This is a genomic window from Pseudoalteromonas sp. T1lg75, assembly GCF_002964705.1.
In the GTDB taxonomy this organism is placed as follows: domain Bacteria; phylum Pseudomonadota; class Gammaproteobacteria; order Enterobacterales; family Alteromonadaceae; genus Pseudoalteromonas.
Map to the genome: position 1 here is coordinate 336,505 of NZ_PQCD01000053.1, position 18,734 is coordinate 355,238.

The 18,734-nt window shown below is 52.2% G+C and carries 12 protein-coding genes; 10 read left to right on the top strand and 2 right to left on the bottom strand.

Annotated elements, in window-relative coordinates:
• The first annotated feature begins 51 nt into the window (after positions 1 to 51).
• From C2M36_RS14160 to C2M36_RS14175, 4 genes are all read left to right on the top strand, one after another.
• Positions 52 to 2,106 carry a S9 family peptidase gene (locus tag C2M36_RS14160; protein ID WP_105255440.1) on the top strand — a complete coding sequence of 685 codons (2,055 nt, stop codon included), beginning with the start codon at positions 52 to 54 and terminating at the stop codon, positions 2,104 to 2,106.
• Between the two features lie 344 nt (positions 2,107 to 2,450).
• Positions 2,451 to 3,491, top strand: coding sequence for a Leu/Phe/Val dehydrogenase (locus C2M36_RS14165; protein WP_105189940.1), 1,041 nt, complete (start codon positions 2,451 to 2,453; stop codon positions 3,489 to 3,491).
• 87 nt (positions 3,492 to 3,578) lie between these two features.
• Positions 3,579 to 4,262, top strand: coding sequence for a CatA-like O-acetyltransferase (locus C2M36_RS14170; RefSeq protein ID WP_105255441.1), 684 nt, complete (start codon positions 3,579 to 3,581; stop codon positions 4,260 to 4,262).
• Positions 4,263 to 4,391: 129 nt separating this feature from the next.
• Positions 4,392 to 7,364: a ligand-binding sensor domain-containing diguanylate cyclase gene (locus C2M36_RS14175; RefSeq protein ID WP_105255442.1), complete on the top strand. Its 2,973-nt coding sequence runs from the start codon at positions 4,392 to 4,394 to the stop codon at positions 7,362 to 7,364.
• Here C2M36_RS14175 and C2M36_RS14180 read toward each other — a convergent pair.
• Positions 7,361 to 9,727 carry a DEAD/DEAH box helicase gene (locus C2M36_RS14180; RefSeq protein ID WP_105255443.1) on the bottom strand — a complete coding sequence of 789 codons (2,367 nt, stop codon included), beginning with the start codon at positions 9,725 to 9,727 and terminating at the stop codon, positions 7,361 to 7,363. The genes C2M36_RS14175 and C2M36_RS14180 overlap by 4 nt on opposite strands.
• 91 nt (positions 9,728 to 9,818) lie before the next feature.
• On the opposite strand from C2M36_RS14180, the gene C2M36_RS14185 reads away from it, so the two are divergent.
• The 5 genes from C2M36_RS14185 (at position 9,819) to C2M36_RS14205 (ending at position 16,077) form a co-directional block, all read left to right on the top strand.
• Positions 9,819 to 10,646, top strand: a complete 828-nt coding sequence (locus tag C2M36_RS14185; protein ID WP_105255444.1) for a M90 family metallopeptidase — start codon at positions 9,819 to 9,821, stop codon at positions 10,644 to 10,646.
• 138 nt (positions 10,647 to 10,784) lie between these two features.
• On the top strand, positions 10,785 to 11,102 hold the full coding sequence (locus tag C2M36_RS14190) for a hypothetical protein (RefSeq protein ID WP_105189935.1): 318 nt from the start codon (positions 10,785 to 10,787) through the stop codon (positions 11,100 to 11,102).
• 53 nt (positions 11,103 to 11,155) lie between these two features.
• Positions 11,156 to 11,671, top strand: a complete 516-nt coding sequence (locus tag C2M36_RS14195) for an outer membrane protein (RefSeq protein WP_105255445.1) — start codon at positions 11,156 to 11,158, stop codon at positions 11,669 to 11,671.
• Positions 11,672 to 11,894: 223 nt separating this feature from the next.
• Positions 11,895 to 15,089 (top strand): amidohydrolase family protein, encoded by a 3,195-nt coding sequence (locus tag C2M36_RS14200; protein WP_105255446.1) that lies wholly within the window; start codon positions 11,895 to 11,897, stop codon positions 15,087 to 15,089.
• 154 nt (positions 15,090 to 15,243) lie between these two features.
• Complete coding sequence (locus C2M36_RS14205; protein WP_105255447.1) at positions 15,244 to 16,077, top strand: Tim44 domain-containing protein; 834 nt, start codon at positions 15,244 to 15,246, stop codon at positions 16,075 to 16,077.
• 50 nt (positions 16,078 to 16,127) lie between these two features.
• Here C2M36_RS14205 and C2M36_RS14210 read toward each other — a convergent pair whose 3' ends face one another.
• On the bottom strand, positions 16,128 to 17,021 hold the full coding sequence (locus tag C2M36_RS14210) for an AraC family transcriptional regulator (RefSeq protein WP_158678955.1): 894 nt from the start codon (positions 17,019 to 17,021) through the stop codon (positions 16,128 to 16,130).
• Between the two features lie 156 nt (positions 17,022 to 17,177).
• Between C2M36_RS14210 and exaC the strand changes: the two genes are divergently transcribed.
• A complete protein-coding gene (exaC, locus tag C2M36_RS14215) occupies positions 17,178 to 18,698 on the top strand; it encodes an acetaldehyde dehydrogenase ExaC (protein ID WP_105255449.1) in 1,521 nt (506 codons plus the stop codon).
• Positions 18,699 to 18,734: the final 36 nt, after the last annotated feature.

Genomic DNA, 18,734 nt, shown 5'->3' on the forward strand with positions numbered 1-18,734 from the left:
TCTAAACCTTAGAAAAAGAGCGCTTTGGCGCTCTTTTTTATGGAGTAAAAAATGATAACAACAACTCGTATCGCCGCCGCATTGGCGCTAAGTGGTCTCAGTCTAAGCGCTCAAGCCGATGTATTGACGGTAGATAAGCTTAACAGCCTAAACAAAATTCACAGCGTGGCGCTGTCACCGGATGGCAACACCCTGGTCTACGCCATTAAAACGCCAAAGGGCAGCGAGCTTTATGCGCAGGCGTTAAATGCCGCTGGCGCAGCAGGGCAGGCGCAGCCAATCACACAATTAACCTACAGCGCCGGTATCGAGTCGGATGTAAGCTTTAGCGCCGACGGCAAGGGTATCTATTTTCTATCGCCGCGCTCGGGTTCGCAGCAGCTTTGGTATTTGCCATTAGCCGGCGGTGAAGCCAAACCCATCAGCCAATTTCCACTGGATATTGAAGGCTACCGTCTAAGCCCGGACAACCGCTCTTTGGTGGTGACGTTTGACGTCTATCCCGAGTGCGACTCGCTCGCCTGCACCGTGGAAAAAGACAAGCAGCAGCAAGAGGTGGCCCATAACGCCCAGGTCTACGATAGCCTGATGGTGCGTCACTGGGATCACTGGAATGACGATAAGGTCAGACATTTGTTTGTTGCTGGTATGGGCAAGGATCTTATTAAAGATGCCAAGGACCTGACCCCACAATGGCAAACCGATGTTCCGGCGAAGCCTTTTTCCGGGATGGAAGAGGTGGCGATCAGCCCAGACGGGCAAAAGGTGGTGTTTAGCGCCAAGGTGAAAGCCAAGGATAATGCCTGGAGCACCAACTTTGACCTGTTTGAAGTAGCCATTGACGGCGGTGAGGTTCGTAACCTTACCGAGGATAATAAAGCCTGGGACTCGAGCCCGCAATTTTCCAGCGATGGTCGTTATCTGGCCTACAAGGCCATGAGTAAGCCGGGCTTCGAGTCGGATAAATTCACTCTGCAATTGATTGACCTGCGCAGCGGCGAGCGCCAGGCCTTGGCATCGCAGTGGGACAGAAGCGTCGGCAGCTTTAGCTTTGGCGCCAATGGCCGTGCCATCTATGCTACCGCTAAAGATCTAGGGCAAACCAGCTTATTTGAGGTGAGCACCGCCTTTGGTGATGTGCGCAGCCTGTTCTCCGACGGTTACGTCGGCGATGTGCTGGTGCAGGGGCAGCAGATCATCTTCTCGCGTCACGCCCTTAATTCACCCAAAGAGCTGTATCGCATTAACCGCGATGGCGCCGGCCTAAGCCAGCTTACCGAGGTGAACAAGTCTAGCCTTGATACCCTGCAACTGGGTGAGGTGGAGCAGTTTACCTTTACCGGCGCCAATGATGATCCCGTGTATGGTTATCTGGTTAAACCGGCCTTATTCGATCCCCAGCAGCGTTATCCGCTGGCGTTTTTAGTGCACGGTGGCCCACAGGGCTCATTCGGTAATATGTTCCATAGCCGTTGGAATGCGCAGCTGTGGGCGGCACAAGGTTATGGCGTGGTGATGATCGATTTCCACGGCTCGGTTGGCTATGGCCAGGAATTTACCGACTCTATCTCCCGGGATTGGGGCGGAAAACCACTGGAAGACTTACAAAAAGGTCTGGCGTATGTGAAGAGCAGCTACAAGTGGCTTGATACCGATAACGGTTGTGCACTGGGTGCTTCGTACGGCGGTTATATGATGAACTGGATCGCCGGCAACTGGCCAACGGGCTTTAACTGCCTGGTAAACCACGCCGGTTTGTTCGATATGCCGAGTTTCCATCAAAGCACCGAAGAGCTGTGGTTCGCCGAGCATGAAATGGGTGGGCCGTTCTGGGCCAAAGACGCGGATTATAGCCGTTATAACCCAGCGAACTTCGTTGAAAACTGGCAAACGCCCATGTTAGTAACTCAGGGTCTGAAGGACTATCGCGTCCCTTATGCGCAAAGCCTGGGTGCCTTTACCACCTTGCAGCGCAAGGGCATCGACTCGCGCCTGGTGGTTTACCCGGATGAAAACCATTGGATCCGCAATCCAGACAACTTGAAGCACTGGTATGAGCAAGTATTTACCTGGATGGCGAAATACACTGGCAGCTCTGACCAGTAACCCTTGGCTGGCGCTTTTTCGGCGCCAGCTCCCACCATCACTGGATTCGACATTTTCCCCACGCGTATTAAAATATTTACATAATTGTTGCCGTTGACGTAAACGTCACAAGGTGAGGGTTAGATGTTATAATTTAGCAGGCATGAAGTGGTTCCAGAATCTGCTTCAAGAGACTTTGATGAATATATTTTTCTAAATAAAGTTTGCATGGGGATATAATATCCACATTGTTAACCAGCTGCGACTTTATCATCTCATTCAGTGGCAAGGGGCGCGACTTAGTGATAGAGTCTGCGGCAATTTCAGCGCACCCGTATCTCGGGTATAAAGTTCGGAGAATAATAGTGGCTGTTTTTAATCAAGTTGACTTCGATAACCACGAGCAAGTGGTATTTTGCAGTGATAAAGAATCAGGCCTTAAGGCAATTATCGCAGTTCACAGCACCAAACTAGGTCCAGCGGTAGGTGGTTGTCGCCTTTGGAACTACGCCAGTGATGAAGACGCAGTAACAGACGTTTTGCGCCTGTCTAAGGGCATGACTTACAAGAACGCGGTAGCGCGTTTACCGTTCGGCGGTGGTAAGTCTGTGATCATCGGTGATGCGAAAGCGATTAAGTCAGAAGCATTGTTCCGTGCTTTTGGTAAACAACTAGAGCGTTTAGGCGGTAGCTACTACTCTGCCGAAGACGTAAACATCACCACGGGTGACGTGATGATGATGCACAAAGAGACCAATTATGTAATGGGTCTTGAAGGCAAAAGCGGTAACCCTTCGCCATTCACCGCTCTAGGTACTTTCCTAGGCATTAAAGCGGCGTTCCAGCATAAGCATGGTCACCAAAACCTTGAGGGCGTTAAGGTTGCGGTTCAGGGTTTAGGCGCGGTTGCTTATGATCTGTGTAAACACCTGCACAATGCCGGTGCTGAGCTGTTCGTTACAGACATCAACGAAGAGTCGGTTACTCGCGTTGTTAACGATTTCAATGCCACAGCGGTAGGCATCGATGAAATCTATGACCTGGACGTAGACGTATACGCACCATGTGCCCTGGGCGCAACGGTAAACGACAACACCATCCCACGTCTTAAGGCAAGCATCATTGCCGGTTGTGCGAACAACCAGCTAGCCGAGCCTCGTCATGGTGAAATTCTGCGTGAGAAGGGCGTACTGTACGCACCGGATTACGTGATTAACGCCGGTGGTATCATCAACGTATACTACGAGACCAAGCCGGAAGGTTACAGCGCCGAGGCGGCCACCAAGCACGTGGAAGGCATTTACGATACGCTTATCGAAATCTTCCAGCGTTCTGATGAAGAGCAGGTGTCTACGCACGTTGTTGCCGACGAACTGGCAGAAGAAATTATTGCCAAAGGGCTGTAATATCTTCTAACTTGCGCGTAATTGATTGCGTCGCAATAATGAATAAGGCATGCTCCAGAGCGTGCCTTTTTTATAAGCAGTCACCTTATGTCAACACCCTACACCACAGTCGATCTAGATAATTGGGAAAGGCAGCAACATTTCGCCTTTTTTAAAGACTTTCAGCAGCCTTACTTTAATGTATGCGTCAGCCTCAGGGCTGAGCCCCTGTATGATTATTGTCGTGCCCATAAAAAATCATTTTTCTTGGCTTATCTCTATCTGGCGCACATCAGTGCCGCCCAATATTGGCCCATGGGCCTGCGTATCGTCGATGGCCATCCGGTCCACTGTGCGGACCCCTGTATCAGTGTGGTGCAACTAGCGGACGATAATACCTTTCGCTTTAGTTATTTACCTTCGGCGCTCAGCTTTAGTGACTATTGTGAGCAACATAGCCGAGCCAAGACCCGCGCCTTGCAGCAACCCTTATTTAGCGAAGGCTTTGCCGAAAGTGAAGGGCGTTGCGACTTAATTCATGTGTCTGTGCTGCCCTGGCTGAATTTCTCCGCCTTTTCTCATGCCACCCATGAAGGTAACGCCAACGGTGTGCCAAAACTGGTTTTTGGCCAGTACGATAGGGGCTCAGGCAGCATGACACTGTCCCTCGATGTTCATCACGCGCTGATGGATGGCTTACACAGCGGCCAGTTTATCGCGCAGCTGCAACAGAAATTTCGTGATCCTCAGCGCTACCTTAGCGGCCAGCTGACCGACTCGCTAGCCGAATAGGTGGCTGCTACGCCAGTAAAAATGCGGTGGGCGGCGCTAAATAACAAGGTAATCCTTTGTAATTGAGCCGCAAGCGTGTAAAGTTATATGTTCATACTGTGTTAAGAATAACTATAACTAAGAGTTCAGATGGGCAAGGTGCGGTTTTTAAAGATTCCCATGACGCTGATGGTCAGCATAGTTTGCTATGTATTATTGATGACCATCACGCCAAGCAGGGCCGATGAACCAGCCCCTTACCCCTCGCCAGCATCCGCGATTGCATCTCAACCCGAAAATGTTCCCCTAAGTCATTACTTTGCCGAAACCTGGGACACCCGAGATGGCCTCCCTCATAACAGCATTAATGCCCTGGCCCAGACCACCGACGGCTATATTTGGGCCGGTACTTGGGAAGGGGTGGCGCGCTTTAATGGCCGCAAATTCACCCTGTTTACCCGAGGCGAAGAAACCGGTTTGCCCGACTCAGGGATACGTAGCCTTAGCCTGGATAGTCAAACGAACGAGTTGTATGTCGCCGGCTCCCGTGGCGGCGTCAGCGTAGTTAATGGCAGTTCCTGGCAGGCGTTACCCGCCGCCGCATACATGATCAACTTCGCCCAGCGTGTCAGCGATGGCGCTTTATGGCTGGCGCTTGAGGACGGGGGAGTCGTTCGTCGCCATCAGGGACAAGAGCAGCTTTTTCTCAGCGGCACCAGCACCTATCATGTTCTCGAGCAAGGCGATAAGGTGTGGGTGGCCAGCAGTGATGGCCTTTATGTATACCAGGACGGGCAAATGCAACGCCCAGAGGCGGCTAATAGCGCCTTAAAGGGGATGACCTTTAAGCTTGCGCTTGATCACCAGCAGCGTCTTCTGGTGGGCGCTGAGCAGGGTATTTGGCGTGATGATAATGGACGCTTTCATCTTTTGGATGAAGCCCTGGCATATGAATCGGTGTCGGCTGTGATGGTCGACTACCGTGGTGATGTGTGGTTTGGCACCATTAACCACGGTCTGTTTCGCTACAGCGAGTTTGGTCTGGAAAAGCTCGATGCCAATGTCGGTTTGCCCAGTAACCGTATTCTTTCCTTATTGGAAGACCAGGAGCGGAGCATTTGGATTGGCACCAATGCCGGGTTGTTCCGACTGCGTCAGGCTCCTTTTACCACCCTAAGCCAATCACGCGGACTGTCGGGTGATTATGTGCGCACCCTGTTAAGCCACAGCGATGGCGCCTTGTATTTGGGTACCAGTAACGGCCTTAATCGCTATCGGAATGGTCATGCAATGCCTCTGGCAGAGCGCTCCGGAGCACCTATTTCGGTGCTCAGTTTAACCTCGGCGAGTGACGGCGGTATTTTCGTTGGCACTTATACCGACGGCCTCATGTATTTCGATGGCTTTAAATTAAAGCGCTTTTTAAACCGCGAAACGGGCTTGCCAAGCAATGAAGTGCGCGCCGTGTTAGAGCAGGAAGATGGCGGTGTCTGGGTGGGTACCGCAGCCGGTTTGGTGCATCGTGAAAAGCGCGGACAGTTGCAGTTTTTCACCGATGAAGACGGCTTGCCCGGCAACTTTATTATGGCTCTGAGTGAAGATGATCGGGATCGTATCTGGGTTGGCACTGGGGTGGGTGTGGGTTACTTCGAGCAAGGCCAGTTTTATCAGGTTCCGCTGACCGAGCAATTCGATGCCGAGTATGCCTTCGGTTTTTTAATGGAGCCAGGGGTGGTTTGGATGGCCACCGATCGAGGGTTGGTACGCTATAACAGTGAGACCGAACAGTTGCATAAGATTGGCAAAGAACAGGGCTTACCCGTAGATAAATTATTTGCCGTGGTGGTGGATGAATTTGATCACTTCTGGCTCAGCAGTAACCGTGGGGTCATTCGTGTCAGCCGCGAAAGTGTCCTCGCCAGTATGAAGCAACCGGCGCGGCAATTGGAATACACCCTGTTTGATCAGGGTGATGGTATGCTTAGCTCACAAGCGAATGGCGGCTCGCAATACCCGGCCATTTTTCATAACGACCAGAATGTCTGGGTGGCCACTGCTCGCGGCGCGGTGATGGTTGACCCCAATAAACTTACCCGTATGGCTAATGTGGCATTGCCGGTGAGCATAGAGGCGGTGCAGTTTGATAATCACCCGCAACAGGCCTATCAAAACACAGTGGTCAATGTGCCCCCGAAGCACAATCGTATTTCTTTTACCTACGCCGGTTTAGGCTATGTGATGACCGAGCGTATCGAATATCAGACTCGCTTATTAGGCTATGAAAAACATTGGGTCGATCGCGGCAACCTGCATATCACCGAGTACACCAACCTGCCACCGGGCAATTATCGCTTCGAGGTCCGTGCTCGATACCCTTATGGAAGCTGGCAACCCAGTGGCGCCGCCGTTGATATTAAAGTGGCGCCGAAGGCATGGCAGACCTTGAGTTTTAAAATTGCCGTGGTGGTGATGTTGCTCTTGCTGCTTTTACTTGTCTACCGTCTGCGTTTTTATCACCTTAAACGCTCCGAAGCCCAGCTGAAAAAACGGGTGAAAGAACAAACTCAGGTATTGGCGAAGCAGGCTCAGGCATTCGAGCATCAGGCTACCCACGACCAACTGACGGGCATAGCCAACCGTCGTGCCTTCGACCAATGGTTGGTGGCGCACTTTGCAGAGGCTCAACGTGAAGAACAGCCGCTTAGTCTGTTGTTAATCGACATCGACCATTTTAAACATATAAATGATCATTACTCTCACTTGGTTGGCGATCAGGTGATTGCCACCGTGGTGCAGGTGGTTGCCCGCTGTTTACCACCCGAGGCGCTGTTTGCCCGCTGGGGGGGAGAAGAGTTCACCATCCTATTCCCCGGTCTTGATGAAGACGGTGCGCTGCGATGGGCACAGCGCATTCGTCACCAAGTAGCCAGTTACGATTACTCGGTATTGGCCAATGGCCTGCACGTGAGTGTCAGTATTGGCGCCGCCGATATCGACTGCGCGGTTAACGCCGATAGGCTATTGTCGCACGCCGATAAAGCCCTGTATCTGGCCAAAGAGCAGGGCCGTAACCGCAGCCTGGGACACCGCAGGGATTATCTCTTGTGTGAAGAGCTGTCTTAGCGAATATCCACCACCTTACTGGCTTTTTTGTAGCGAATTTTTAGGCCACTCCAACTGGGTAGCTCCCAGCGTTTTGGTGGGTCCTTACGTTCGCCGCTGTGATAATGGGCTATGACTCGCTTGGCCTTAAATAAATACTCAATGGCGAGGGTCATGCCCGGCAACGTTACTCGCAGTGGAAAGCGCTCTATAAACTCCTTGGTCTGCCAGGGTTCAAGCCCCTGGTAATGTAAATCTGCTTGCTCAATGAGCGTCAAGTCTTCCTGGTTTTGCACGCCAAGCTCAACCAGTCGGGTGTGTAAATGCTCGGCGGCGCTTGGGACGCTTTGCTCCTGCTGGTGATACAGCAGATAAAGCTCATGGTAGGCAAGGGCATCGTTGAGCTGTTGTGCCAGCCCAGGAAATAGCGCCCCATTGAGGATGAGCTCGGTGACCGCTGGCAGTAAAAGTTCATTGGGTACCCGGGTCTCGATGCTGGCCAGGGTGACCTGGGCATAACTGTAGGTCAGCTTGGCTCGGACTTCGCCATCTAGCACCTCGGGGTCCGCTGCCTCCTTGGGCTGCCAATAACACTCGCCTATCTCCTGCGTTGTCGGGGCACAGTTCAACACCTGTTTTAAGGTTAAAGGTGCGCACAGGGTTGCCAGGGTATCAGCGTGCTTTTTTCCTTTGCCCGCCAGTGAAAATGTGGCCAAGACCAGGGCTGCATCCTGATGCTCGCCGAGCAAGGAGTTTTTGGCGGGACGAATTTCTTGTTCGCCATTACCAAAACCGCCACGGCGGTTGCTGCGTTTTACAAAAATGCAATCCGGGCGAGCCGTGGCAATGGCCTGTATCAGCGCGTCGTAGTCGAAACGGGCGCTGCGTGATAGTTCCGGGAGCTGATAGGCCTGGCGCAAATAATTGCTGTAGGTTTGCGCTTCCGTTAGGGCGAGGTCATCGATTTGCAGATAGTCGCCACATTGACCGCGCAGTGCGGCTATATTCATGGCTACATCACTGTGTTCAAGGTGCTCGCCCAATGCCTTGGCCAATTCGGTGAGAGCGTCCGGGCTTGGCATGGCATAAAGCTGTGCCGGCGTAACGATAACACTGGCCAGATCTATCATGGCCTGACGCAGTGTGGAGCTGGGCATTTTTTCTATCAGGTAGCCGAGCTCTGCATCCACGGGCAGGGGGTAAATGCGCCGCCCAAGTTCGGTGGCCACGCCCTGTTCATCAATAGCGCCTAAGCTGGTTAGAGCCTGCTTGGCTCGGGCTAGGCTTGACGGCGCAGGCGGGGTTAATAATTCAAGCTTATCTATAGCGATATTGGCACAGGCGCTGGCCAATACCAGCTCATCGAGGGCTTCACGCTCTATTTCTACCGGTGTCTGTGCCAACAAGGGGGCATGCTCGCCAAAGAGCGCAATATACAGCCCCGGTGCGGTGCGTCCGCAGCGCCCCTGGCGCTGTTTTTGTGAATCTCTGGCGATGGCGTCAAGGCCGAGCACGGTTTTGCCTTTACGCAGATGGGTGCGCCTTTCCAGGCCGGAATCTATCACACACTCGATACCCGGTACCGTCAGCGAGGTTTCGGCGACGTTAGTGGCGAAAATAATACGCCGCTGCTTGCCTTCTTGCATGGCGCGGCGTTGTTCGGCAACCGGACTGGCACCATGTAAGGCAACGCCCTCGGCGGGTAAATCACGACAGGCACTGAGGCAACTGGCTATCTCGGCGCGCCCGGGTAAAAACACCAGGATATCTTTATTGCTATGCTCTAGCGCATAGACACAGGCCTCGCGCACTCGCGGTGCTAAGTCCAGGCGAGAGGGCATGCTCTGGCGTTCGTCGACCAGATATTCGCTGCTGATGGGGAAGAGTCGGCCTTTGCTGTACAGGGTTTTGGCGCCTAGATAGCTGACCAGTAGCTCGTCATTGAGGGTGGCCGAGGTGACAATAAGGCGATGGCTGTTGTGGTGCCTGAGCAGCCCTAACAGCAGATCGGTATCCCAGCGACGCTCATGAAATTCATCAAGCATCACCACATCATAATCGCTTAGCTTAGTTTCGAAAAACCACCGCAAAGCAACGCCTGGGGTGGCGAAAACCACCTGGGTTTGCTCATTTAGCTGAGCCTCGAAACGAATGGCGAAGCCGATATCTTCTCCAGGTTGTTGTTGTCTTTGCGTTGCCAGATACTCTGCCAAGGAGGTCGCGGCAATGCGCCTTGGCTGGATCACCAGCACGCGGCCTGCTGTAGCTGCCCAAAGGGGTAAGCAGGTCGACTTACCGCTGCCGGTGGGGGCATGAACAATGACATGGTGTTGCTTAAGCGCAGCTAAAAAGTCCTGCTCTAAAGCCTGAATGGGAAGCGTCATGATGCGTTTTTATTCGTAAATATGTGTCGTTGAGATTGAATTAGCGCGCTAAGGGTCATATTTACAAGTAACTATGTCAAGGAATTAACAGATGATAAATGTCGCATTGATAGGCCTGTTGGTGGCTTTTGTACTTGTGTATTGGCAGCAGGATACGTTGCGTCTGCGTTATTGGCGGCGTAAATACCATAACGCCTCACTAAACGAGGCGCAAAAGCAAATCTTGCTCAGGGCCATGCCCATATACCGCGCCATGACGGATGCAGACAGGGCCAAGCTTGAGCGCCATATCTGTTGGTTTTTAGGGGAAAAACGTTTTTTAGGTCGCGATGGCCTTAGGGTTAATGACGCCATGAAGCTGGTGGTGGCGGCCAATGCTAGCCTACTGATGCTCAATAAACCCTGGCCGTTGTATCCCAATGTCAAAGAGATCTTGCTGTACCCCAGTGCCTATTATGCCGATGTGACCGAGCGGGATATGGCGGGTCTGGTGAGTTATCACCAGGTGGTGCGCGAGGGCGAATCCTGGCCCGGCGGCACCTTAGTATTAAGCTGGCATGACGTGCTTGAGGGTAACCGCTTGCCTGGTGATGGCCACAACCTAGTGTTTCATGAATTTGCCCATCAACTCGACCAGGTGACCGGGCAAACCAATGGCACCCCCTTATTGGCAGACAGGCAAAGCTATCGACGTTGGGGTGAGGTGTGTTCGCGTGCTTACAACAAGCTTAAAAGCCATATCGCCTACAATATGCCGCACGTGATGCACGGTTATGGTGCCACCAATGAGGCGGAGTTCTTTGCCGTGGCCACCGAAACCTTTATCGAGAAGCCCGCCGCCATGCGCCAATTTGATGCCGAGCTTTTTAATGTCCTTAAAGACTACTATCAGTTTGATCCCAGTGACTGGCAGCGCTAGGGTCCCCCTTGCCAAGCAAAGCTTACATTTTGCCCGATTAAGGATGAGTGTTAATTAATGTGATTATTGTAATTTAATTGTTATTAACATACCGTATCTTACTTCGCCATAACGAGTAATAAACCAAGGAGGGGCGCGATGATAATAAGGATTGTGGCATTAATTACGGTATTTTTGCTGAGCGGTTGTGACATGGCCGCCACCTTTGCCGACATGAACAATAAAACCGAGGCCGTACAGGCCAGTTTGCGCTCCGAGCTAGGAATTGATGCTCAGTTAAGCTGGAATATCCATAATGGGGTGCTGACACAAGTTTCGGTGCACATTGCCGCCGATACTGCTCCCGATGTCCAAGTACAGCAGCTCCAACAACAAATCTATCCCATAGTGCTTAGGCACTTCGACGAAAACCCCCAGGTATTTCAAATTGTATTGCAGTACGAGGAGATGCAGTAGCACTCACCTCGCACATTAACCTCATGTAAAACAAAACATTAAAGGATATAACAATGTTTAAAAAGACCTTACTAGCCGTTGTTTTGGCTGGCACATCATTCGCATCGCAAGCAAACTGGCAAGCGGGCGCGGGCTATATGAACTTATCGGATGACGACGCGGGTATCGATATCAGCTTAGATGGTATCTATGGCTCTATCGGTTACAAGTTTGACTCAGGCAACGACTTTTACTTTATGCCTGAGCTGCGTATTGGTACGGGTATCGGCGATGACAAGGTTAATGTCTTCGGCACGAACGTTAAAATTGAAATGGACAGCTTCATTGCTTTATCGGTACGCGGTCAATATGATTTTGACAACGGCTTCTATTTATATGCCGCGCCTTCTTATGCCAACCTAGAAGTAACCGCTTCCGCTGGTGGCGTTTCTGAGTCTGAAGATGACTGGGAATTTGGTTTCGGTGGTGGCGCGGGCTATCAGTTTAGCAAAACCATGGCTGCTGAGCTGTCATACGAGCAGTTTGACGGCACCGATGCAGTGAGCGTGGCCCTTAAATTTGATTTTTAAGGCCTAGCGCGTAGATACAGCAAAACTTGCGTTTGGTTGCGATTCATAGCAGCCAAACGTTATCCCACTGTTAGCTTCAGTCCTGTACCTCCAGTTTTCCCGTTTCAGGTTTTCGGATTTTCATCCATCCCTCATTTTCGCCCATTAACCCCAACTGACTTTCCCTTTGTCACACATTTTGCTTTAGTAGGGGGTGATAATAACTAAATCCGATGAGAACTCTATGAAGACTCCATTATACAGTGCGCTGGCACTGGCTATTTCTCTGGCGCTGCCCTTGGCGCAGCCTAGTGCGTTTGCCGAGGAAGCCGCAAAAGAAGAACAAAAATGGCAAGTAGACAGCCCACAAGGCGAATTCCTGGATGCCAAGATCAGTGTCAACCAGGGCACCTGGATGAACGTGGATATCAGCCCCGACGGCAAAACCCTGGTATTTGACCTGCTCGGTGATATTTACACCATGCCGATTAGTGGCGGCAAGGCCACTCAGTTAACGTCGGATATCGGCTGGCAAATGCAGCCGCGCTTTAGCCCGGATGGCCAACATATTGCCTTTACCTCAGATCAAGGTGGTGGCGACAATATTTGGGTGATGAAGGTCGATGGCTCAGAGCAAACCCAAGTGACCAAAGAATCTTTCCGCCTGTTGAACAGCCCGGCCTGGAGCCCGGACGGTGACTTTATCGTTGCCCGTAAACACTTTACCGCCAGTCGTTCATTGGGCGCCGGTGAGGTGTGGATGTACCACAAGGCCGGTGGCTCGGGTGTGCAACTGACCGAGCGTCCAAACGACCAAAAAGATCTAGGCGAGCCGGCGTTTTCACCGGATGGCCGTTATGTGTATTTTTCTCAGGATGACACCCCCGGAAAAACTTTCCACTATTCCAAAGACTCGGTGCAGGGCATCTACAAAATTAAGCGCTATGACCGCGAAACCGGTGAAATCGACACCATCCTAAGCGGCACCGGTGGCGCCATTCGCCCAACGCCGTCGCCCGATGGTAAGACATTGGCTTATATCAAGCGTGACGACTTCCAAAGCACGTTGTATCTGTATGATTTAGAGTCTGGTAAAGAAACCAAGCTGTACGATAAGCTTGAGCGTGATATGCAGGAAACCTGGGCCATTCACGGCGTCTATCCGACCATGGCCTGGACCCCGGATAACGAGTCCTTGGTGTTTTGGGCCGGCGGTAAAATCCATAAGCTGGACGTAGATAATGGCGAGAGCGAAGAAATCGCTTTTGAGGTTGAAACCACCAAGTCGATTCAAAAGGCGCTGCGCTTTGAGCAAAACCTGGATACCGATGAATTTGACGTAAAAATGCTGCGCAACGTACAGGTATCGCCGGACGGTGAAACCGCCATTTTTGAAGCCATGGGCCATATCTACAAGCGCGACCTTGAGTCGGGCAAGATCAAACGCCTGACCAAGCAAGACGATCATTTTGAATTTTTCCCGACCTTCTCACGTGATGGCAAGCAAATCGCCTATGTCACCTGGGACGACGAGAAGCAGGGCAGTGTGCGTGTTGTTTCTGCACGCTCGGGCCGCGGTGATACCCTAACCACAGAGCCGGGCAAATACGTTGAGCCGGCCTTTAGTCCAGATGGTGAAACCCTGGTCTTTAGAAAGTCATCCGGCAGCAGCTTGTTGGCGCCGGAGTGGTCGTTGAAACCGGGTATCTACGCGGTGAACATAGACGATCCCGAAAAGCCTGAGCTTGTTACCCAGCACGGTTATCAGCCGCAATTCGGTAAAGACAATGACCGCGTGTATATCATGAGCCCTTGGCCTAAGCCGACCTTCAGCGTGGTTGAACTTGAAAGTAAGAAAATTCGCAAGTTGTACGAGTCTAAGCATGCCACCGAATTCCGCATCTCGCCCGATGGCCAGTACCTGGCATTTGCCGAGCGCTTTAAGGTGTTTGTGACGCCTTTTGTTGAGCGTGGCAAAACCATCAGCATAGGCCCGAAAGACAGTCAGTTTCCGGTTGAACAGCTTTCTGTACGCGCCGGCGAGAACATCAGTTGGAGCGGTGCCAGCGATCGCCTGTATTGGAGCCTGGGCCCTGAGTTGTACCATGCCTCTCTCGACGGTATGTTCAATATTAAAGGCGACGCCGATGCCGACTTTAAGGTGAAAAGCGGCGAAAATATTGGTTTCAAAAAAGCCATGGCCGAGCCTAGGGGGATGATTGCCCTGGTTGGCGCTAAGGTGATCACCATGAAGGGTGAGCAGGTTATCGACAATGGGGTCGTGCTAACCGATGGCAAGCATATTAAAGCCGTGGGTGCGCAGGCCGACGTGCAGATCCCTGAAGACGCCGAAGTGATTGATGTCAGTGGTAAAACCATTATGCCTGGGATCATCGACGCCCACGCCCATGGTGGTCAGGGTAGCGATGAAATTATTCCCGAGCAGAACTGGAAAAACCTGGCCGGTTTATCTTTAGGTGTCACTACGATTCACGACCCAAGTAACGACACCACGGAAATCTTCGCTGCCAGCGAAATGCAAAAAGCGGGCGAGATCGTCGGTCCGCGTATCTTCTCCACCGGGACTATCCTTTATGGTGCCAATATGCCGGGGTATACCTCGCACGTTGACTCCCTGGATGATGCTAAATTCCACCTTGAACGCCTGCAAAAGGTGGGTGCCTTTAGTGTTAAGTCTTACAACCAGCCGCGCCGCGATCAGCGTCAGCAGGTGGTGGAAGCCGGCCGTGAACTCGGCATGATGGTAGTGCCAGAAGGGGGCTCTTTATTGCAGCATAACCTCACCATGGTGATCGATGGCCACACCACCATAGAGCACTCGATTCCGGTGGCCAATATCTATGATGATATTCGCCAGCTGTGGTCGCAAAGTGACGTGGCTTATACGCCGACCTTGGGCGTGGCCTACGGTGGTATCTGGGGTGAGAACTACTGGTACGATAAAACCGAGGTGTGGAACCACCCGCGTCTAAGTAAATTTGTCCCTAAAAACCAGTTGTTGCCGCGCTCTATGCGTCGCACCAAGGCGCCTGAACATCACTACAACCACTTCAACAACGCCCGTGTTGCCGGCGAGTTGCAAGATCAGGGTGTGTTAGTGAATGTCGGTGCGCACGGTCAACGTGAAGGTCTGGCTGCGCATTGGGAAATGTGGATGTTTGCCCAAGGCGGCATGACGCCCCTTGAGGTGATCCGCACCGCCACCCTAGATCCGGCTAAGACCCTAGGCTTAGATAAAAATCTCGGCTCATTGGAAGAAGGGAAACTGGCGGACTTAATTGTGATTGACGGCGATATCCTCAGCGACATTCGTCAGTCCGATAAGGTGCAATACACCATGATAAACGGTCGTTTATTTGACGCCGAAACCATGACGGAAGTGGGTAAAAAAGCACGCACACCGCTGTTTTTTGAGTAAGCTCGGCAACGTTTAAATCAGCAATTAGGCCCGTATTTTACGGGCCTTTTTTATGCCTAAAAACTGGGCAGTTAGGGCGCGCAATATCCCGAATTGCTTGCCTTAGACCAGGGCTAAGGTACACTGCCGCCAGTATTTATTTTTAAGGATAACCATGAAAAATCTGGTAATTATGCTAACGCTATTGAGCGTATTATTTACCGCCAGCTTCGATGCCCAGGCGCGTAAAAAGTTTGGTTCAAAACGCACGACGGGTAAGACCGAACAAACACAGACCACACAAAAGCAGCAAACTACGGACACCAATACCGTGACGGCGAAGAAAACTTCAAGCAAAAAAGGCATTATGGCCGGTGTGCTTGGCGGCCTGCTCGCCGGTGGTTTAATTGCTGCCATGATGGGCGATGATTTTGAAGGCGTGCAACTGCTGGAAATCTTATTGCTGGCGGGGCTTGGCTTCTTACTCTTCAAGTTTATTCGCTCGGCAATGCGCAAAAACCAGCCGCGGCCCATGATGGCAACGCCGCAAGGCCAGGCCTATGCGGGCCAGGGTCAGTGGCAGCAAAGCAGCGCCTCGGCTCAATCTCGGCCGCAACCGAGCTCTGTGCCCATGCAACTGCCGCCGAACTTTGATCAGGTTGGCTTTATACGTGCGGCCAAAGAGCATTATGTCACCATCCAACAGGCTTGGAATGACAATAACTTGGACCTGGTGTCGGAGTATTTAGCTCCCGAGCTGATCGATGAATTTAAGGCGCTGCGCGCCGAGCAGGGCGAGGTACTCACCGAGGTGTTATTTGTTGATGCCAATATTGTTCGCGCCAGCTGCGACAATAATGTGTGGGCTATCAGCATCCACTTTAGCGGCCAGTATCAGGACCGCATTGCTCATGCGAAAGAGCGTATCGATGAAATTTGGCATATGGAGCGTAAAAACGCTGATTCGGCGCCTTGGTTGATTGTTGGCACCGAAGACTTGGTTGATTAAGCTAAGCACTAATTTTCTCTCACAAGGCCGCATATGCGGCCTTTGTTCGTTTAACTCACTCCTTGCTGGCGATAGCCCCGCGGCGATACGCCAAAGTGTCCTTTAAAGCTGCGGCTAAAATGGCTGACGCTGTTAAAGCCGGTTTCAAAGCAGACATTGGTCACCGACTTGCCCTGGTTAAGCAGTAACTGGGCGCGCTCGAGGCGGCGCTTAAGAATATAGGCCTGCGGGCTGATACCAAAGCGCCGGCGAAAGGCGGTAAAAAACTTACTTCGGCACATGCAGGCCAAGCCACACAGGGTATCGACATCAATCAGGTTGCCGAGGTTGTGTTCGATATGGGCCACCACAGCATGCCAGAGCGTCGCTTGCGGGTCTTGCTGGGCGCAGCTAAGCAACTGCTTATGCTCTTGCTCACGCAGTAAACGCACCAGTAATTCGGTGCTGGCGAGCTCGATGAACAAGCCTCTGTCCTTTTCATTTTCACTGAATGCTTCAATTAATCTTTGATACACGCCCTGGGTGCTGGCGCTGTGATTCAGTTGCAAGGTGGCTGTCTGCGCAGGGGCGTCACTATCGCTATGCAAACGCATTTGCCGGGCTACTTGATGCAGCTTTTGGGTGTCTATTTCTATGGTCAAACATCGGGTCGGCGTGCTCAATGTGGCATCGGGGAAATCGATGGCCACATGCTCCTGGGGCGCAATCACAAAACTTTGCCCGGGGATAAAATTCTGCCCCTGCTCCAAGCTTGGATGATGCATCACCTTACGCCCTTGGATCATGGCACAAAACATGATTTCGTCGGCCTTAAAGGGTATGCCGTCGCTGTGCTCATAGGTGTCGTATAAACACAATTGCACGCCGTCGGCGTTAAACACCGAGCGGTGATCGACTAGGGTATCGAGGCGCTCGAGTGCATCTGGGTGGGTTGCTGCTTGCATCGCTAGGCTCCTTTGCTGTGACCAAAGCTTGTTCAAGGCTTGCTCTAGCATGGCCAAAAAGTGTACGTGGAGTCAAGCAAGATGGAATGCCAATCAAGTTTTTATCACCAAACTGGTCTAGCGTTAAAGGGATTGCAGCAAAGAAGGACAATAACAATGATTTATGCAAAGCCTAATTCAACCGACGCGGTGGTGTCTTTTGCCGCCCAGTATGAAAACTATATTGGAGGGGCCTGGGTGCCGCCGGTCGATGGCGCCTATTTTGACAATACCACGCCGGTGACCGGCGAAGTCTTTTGCCGGGTGCCACGCTCAAACGACAAAGACATCGAGTTGGCGTTGGATGCGGCGCATCAGGCCAGAGTAGCCTGGGGTAAAACCTCGGTCACCGAGCGCAGTAATCTGCTGCTGAAAATTGCCGACCGCATCGAGGCTAATTTAGAGCAATTGGCGGTGGCGGAAACCTGGGATAACGGCAAGGCGGTGCGTGAGACCCTCAATGCGGATATTCCTTTGGTGGTGGATCACTTCCGCTATTTTGCCGGCTGTATTCGCGCCCAGGAGGGCAGCATCGGTGATATCGATGAAAACACCGTGGCCTATCATTTCTATGAGCCCCTGGGCGTAGTAGGGCAAATCATTCCTTGGAACTTTCCGATGCTGATGGCGGCCTGGAAGCTGGCGCCAGCCCTGGCCGCCGGTAACTGTGTGGTGTTAAAGCCCGCCGAGCAAACCCCGGCGTCGATTTTAAAGCTGGTTGAGGTGATTGGCGATTTGTTACCTCCCGGCGTGCTTAACGTGGTTAACGGTTATGGTGCCGAGGCGGGGCAAGCCCTGGCCACCAGTACCCGCATCGCCAAAATCGCCTTCACCGGCTCCACCCCGGTGGGGGCTCATATCTTAAAGTGCGCCGCCGAAAACATTATTCCATCAACGGTGGAGCTCGGTGGTAAATCTCCCAATATCTACTTTGAGGATGTGCTTGGGCAATCGGATGAGTTTATCGATAAGTGTGTGGAGGGCGCGGTACTGGCGTTTTTCAACCAGGGCGAGGTCTGTACCTGCCCATCCCGCTTGTTAGTGCAGGAGAGCATCTATGATGAGTTTATCGCCAAGGTGATCGATCGCACCAAGCAAATTAAGCGCGGTAACCCGCTCGATACCGAGACCATGGTCGGTGCCCAGGCATCGCAGCAGCAGTTCGATAAGATCATGAGCTACTTCACCATAGGCCGCGACGAGGGTGCCGAGGTACTCATTGGCGGCGATGCCGAGCGTTTCGATAACGAGCTTAATCAAGGCTACTATATTCAACCAACCCTGTTTAAGGGTAATAACCAGATGCGGGTGTTCCGCGAGGAAATCTTCGGCCCCGTGGTCAGTGTGACCACCTTTAAGGATGAGGCCGAGGCCATTGCCATCGCCAACGACACCGAGTTTGGCTTGGGGGCCGGTTTGTGGACGCGGGATATGAACCGCGCTTATCGCATGGGCCGCGCCATCGAAGCCGGGCGCGTCTGGACCAACTGCTATCACCATTATCCGGCTCATGCGGCCTTTGGTGGCTATAAAAAATCTGGGGTAGGGCGAGAAACCCATAAGATGATGCTGGAACATTATCAGCAGACCAAGAACCTCTTGGTGAGTTACTCGGACAATGCCCTCGGCTTTTTCTAACCCAAGTATTCCGAGTTAGATTTTCCAACCAACAAA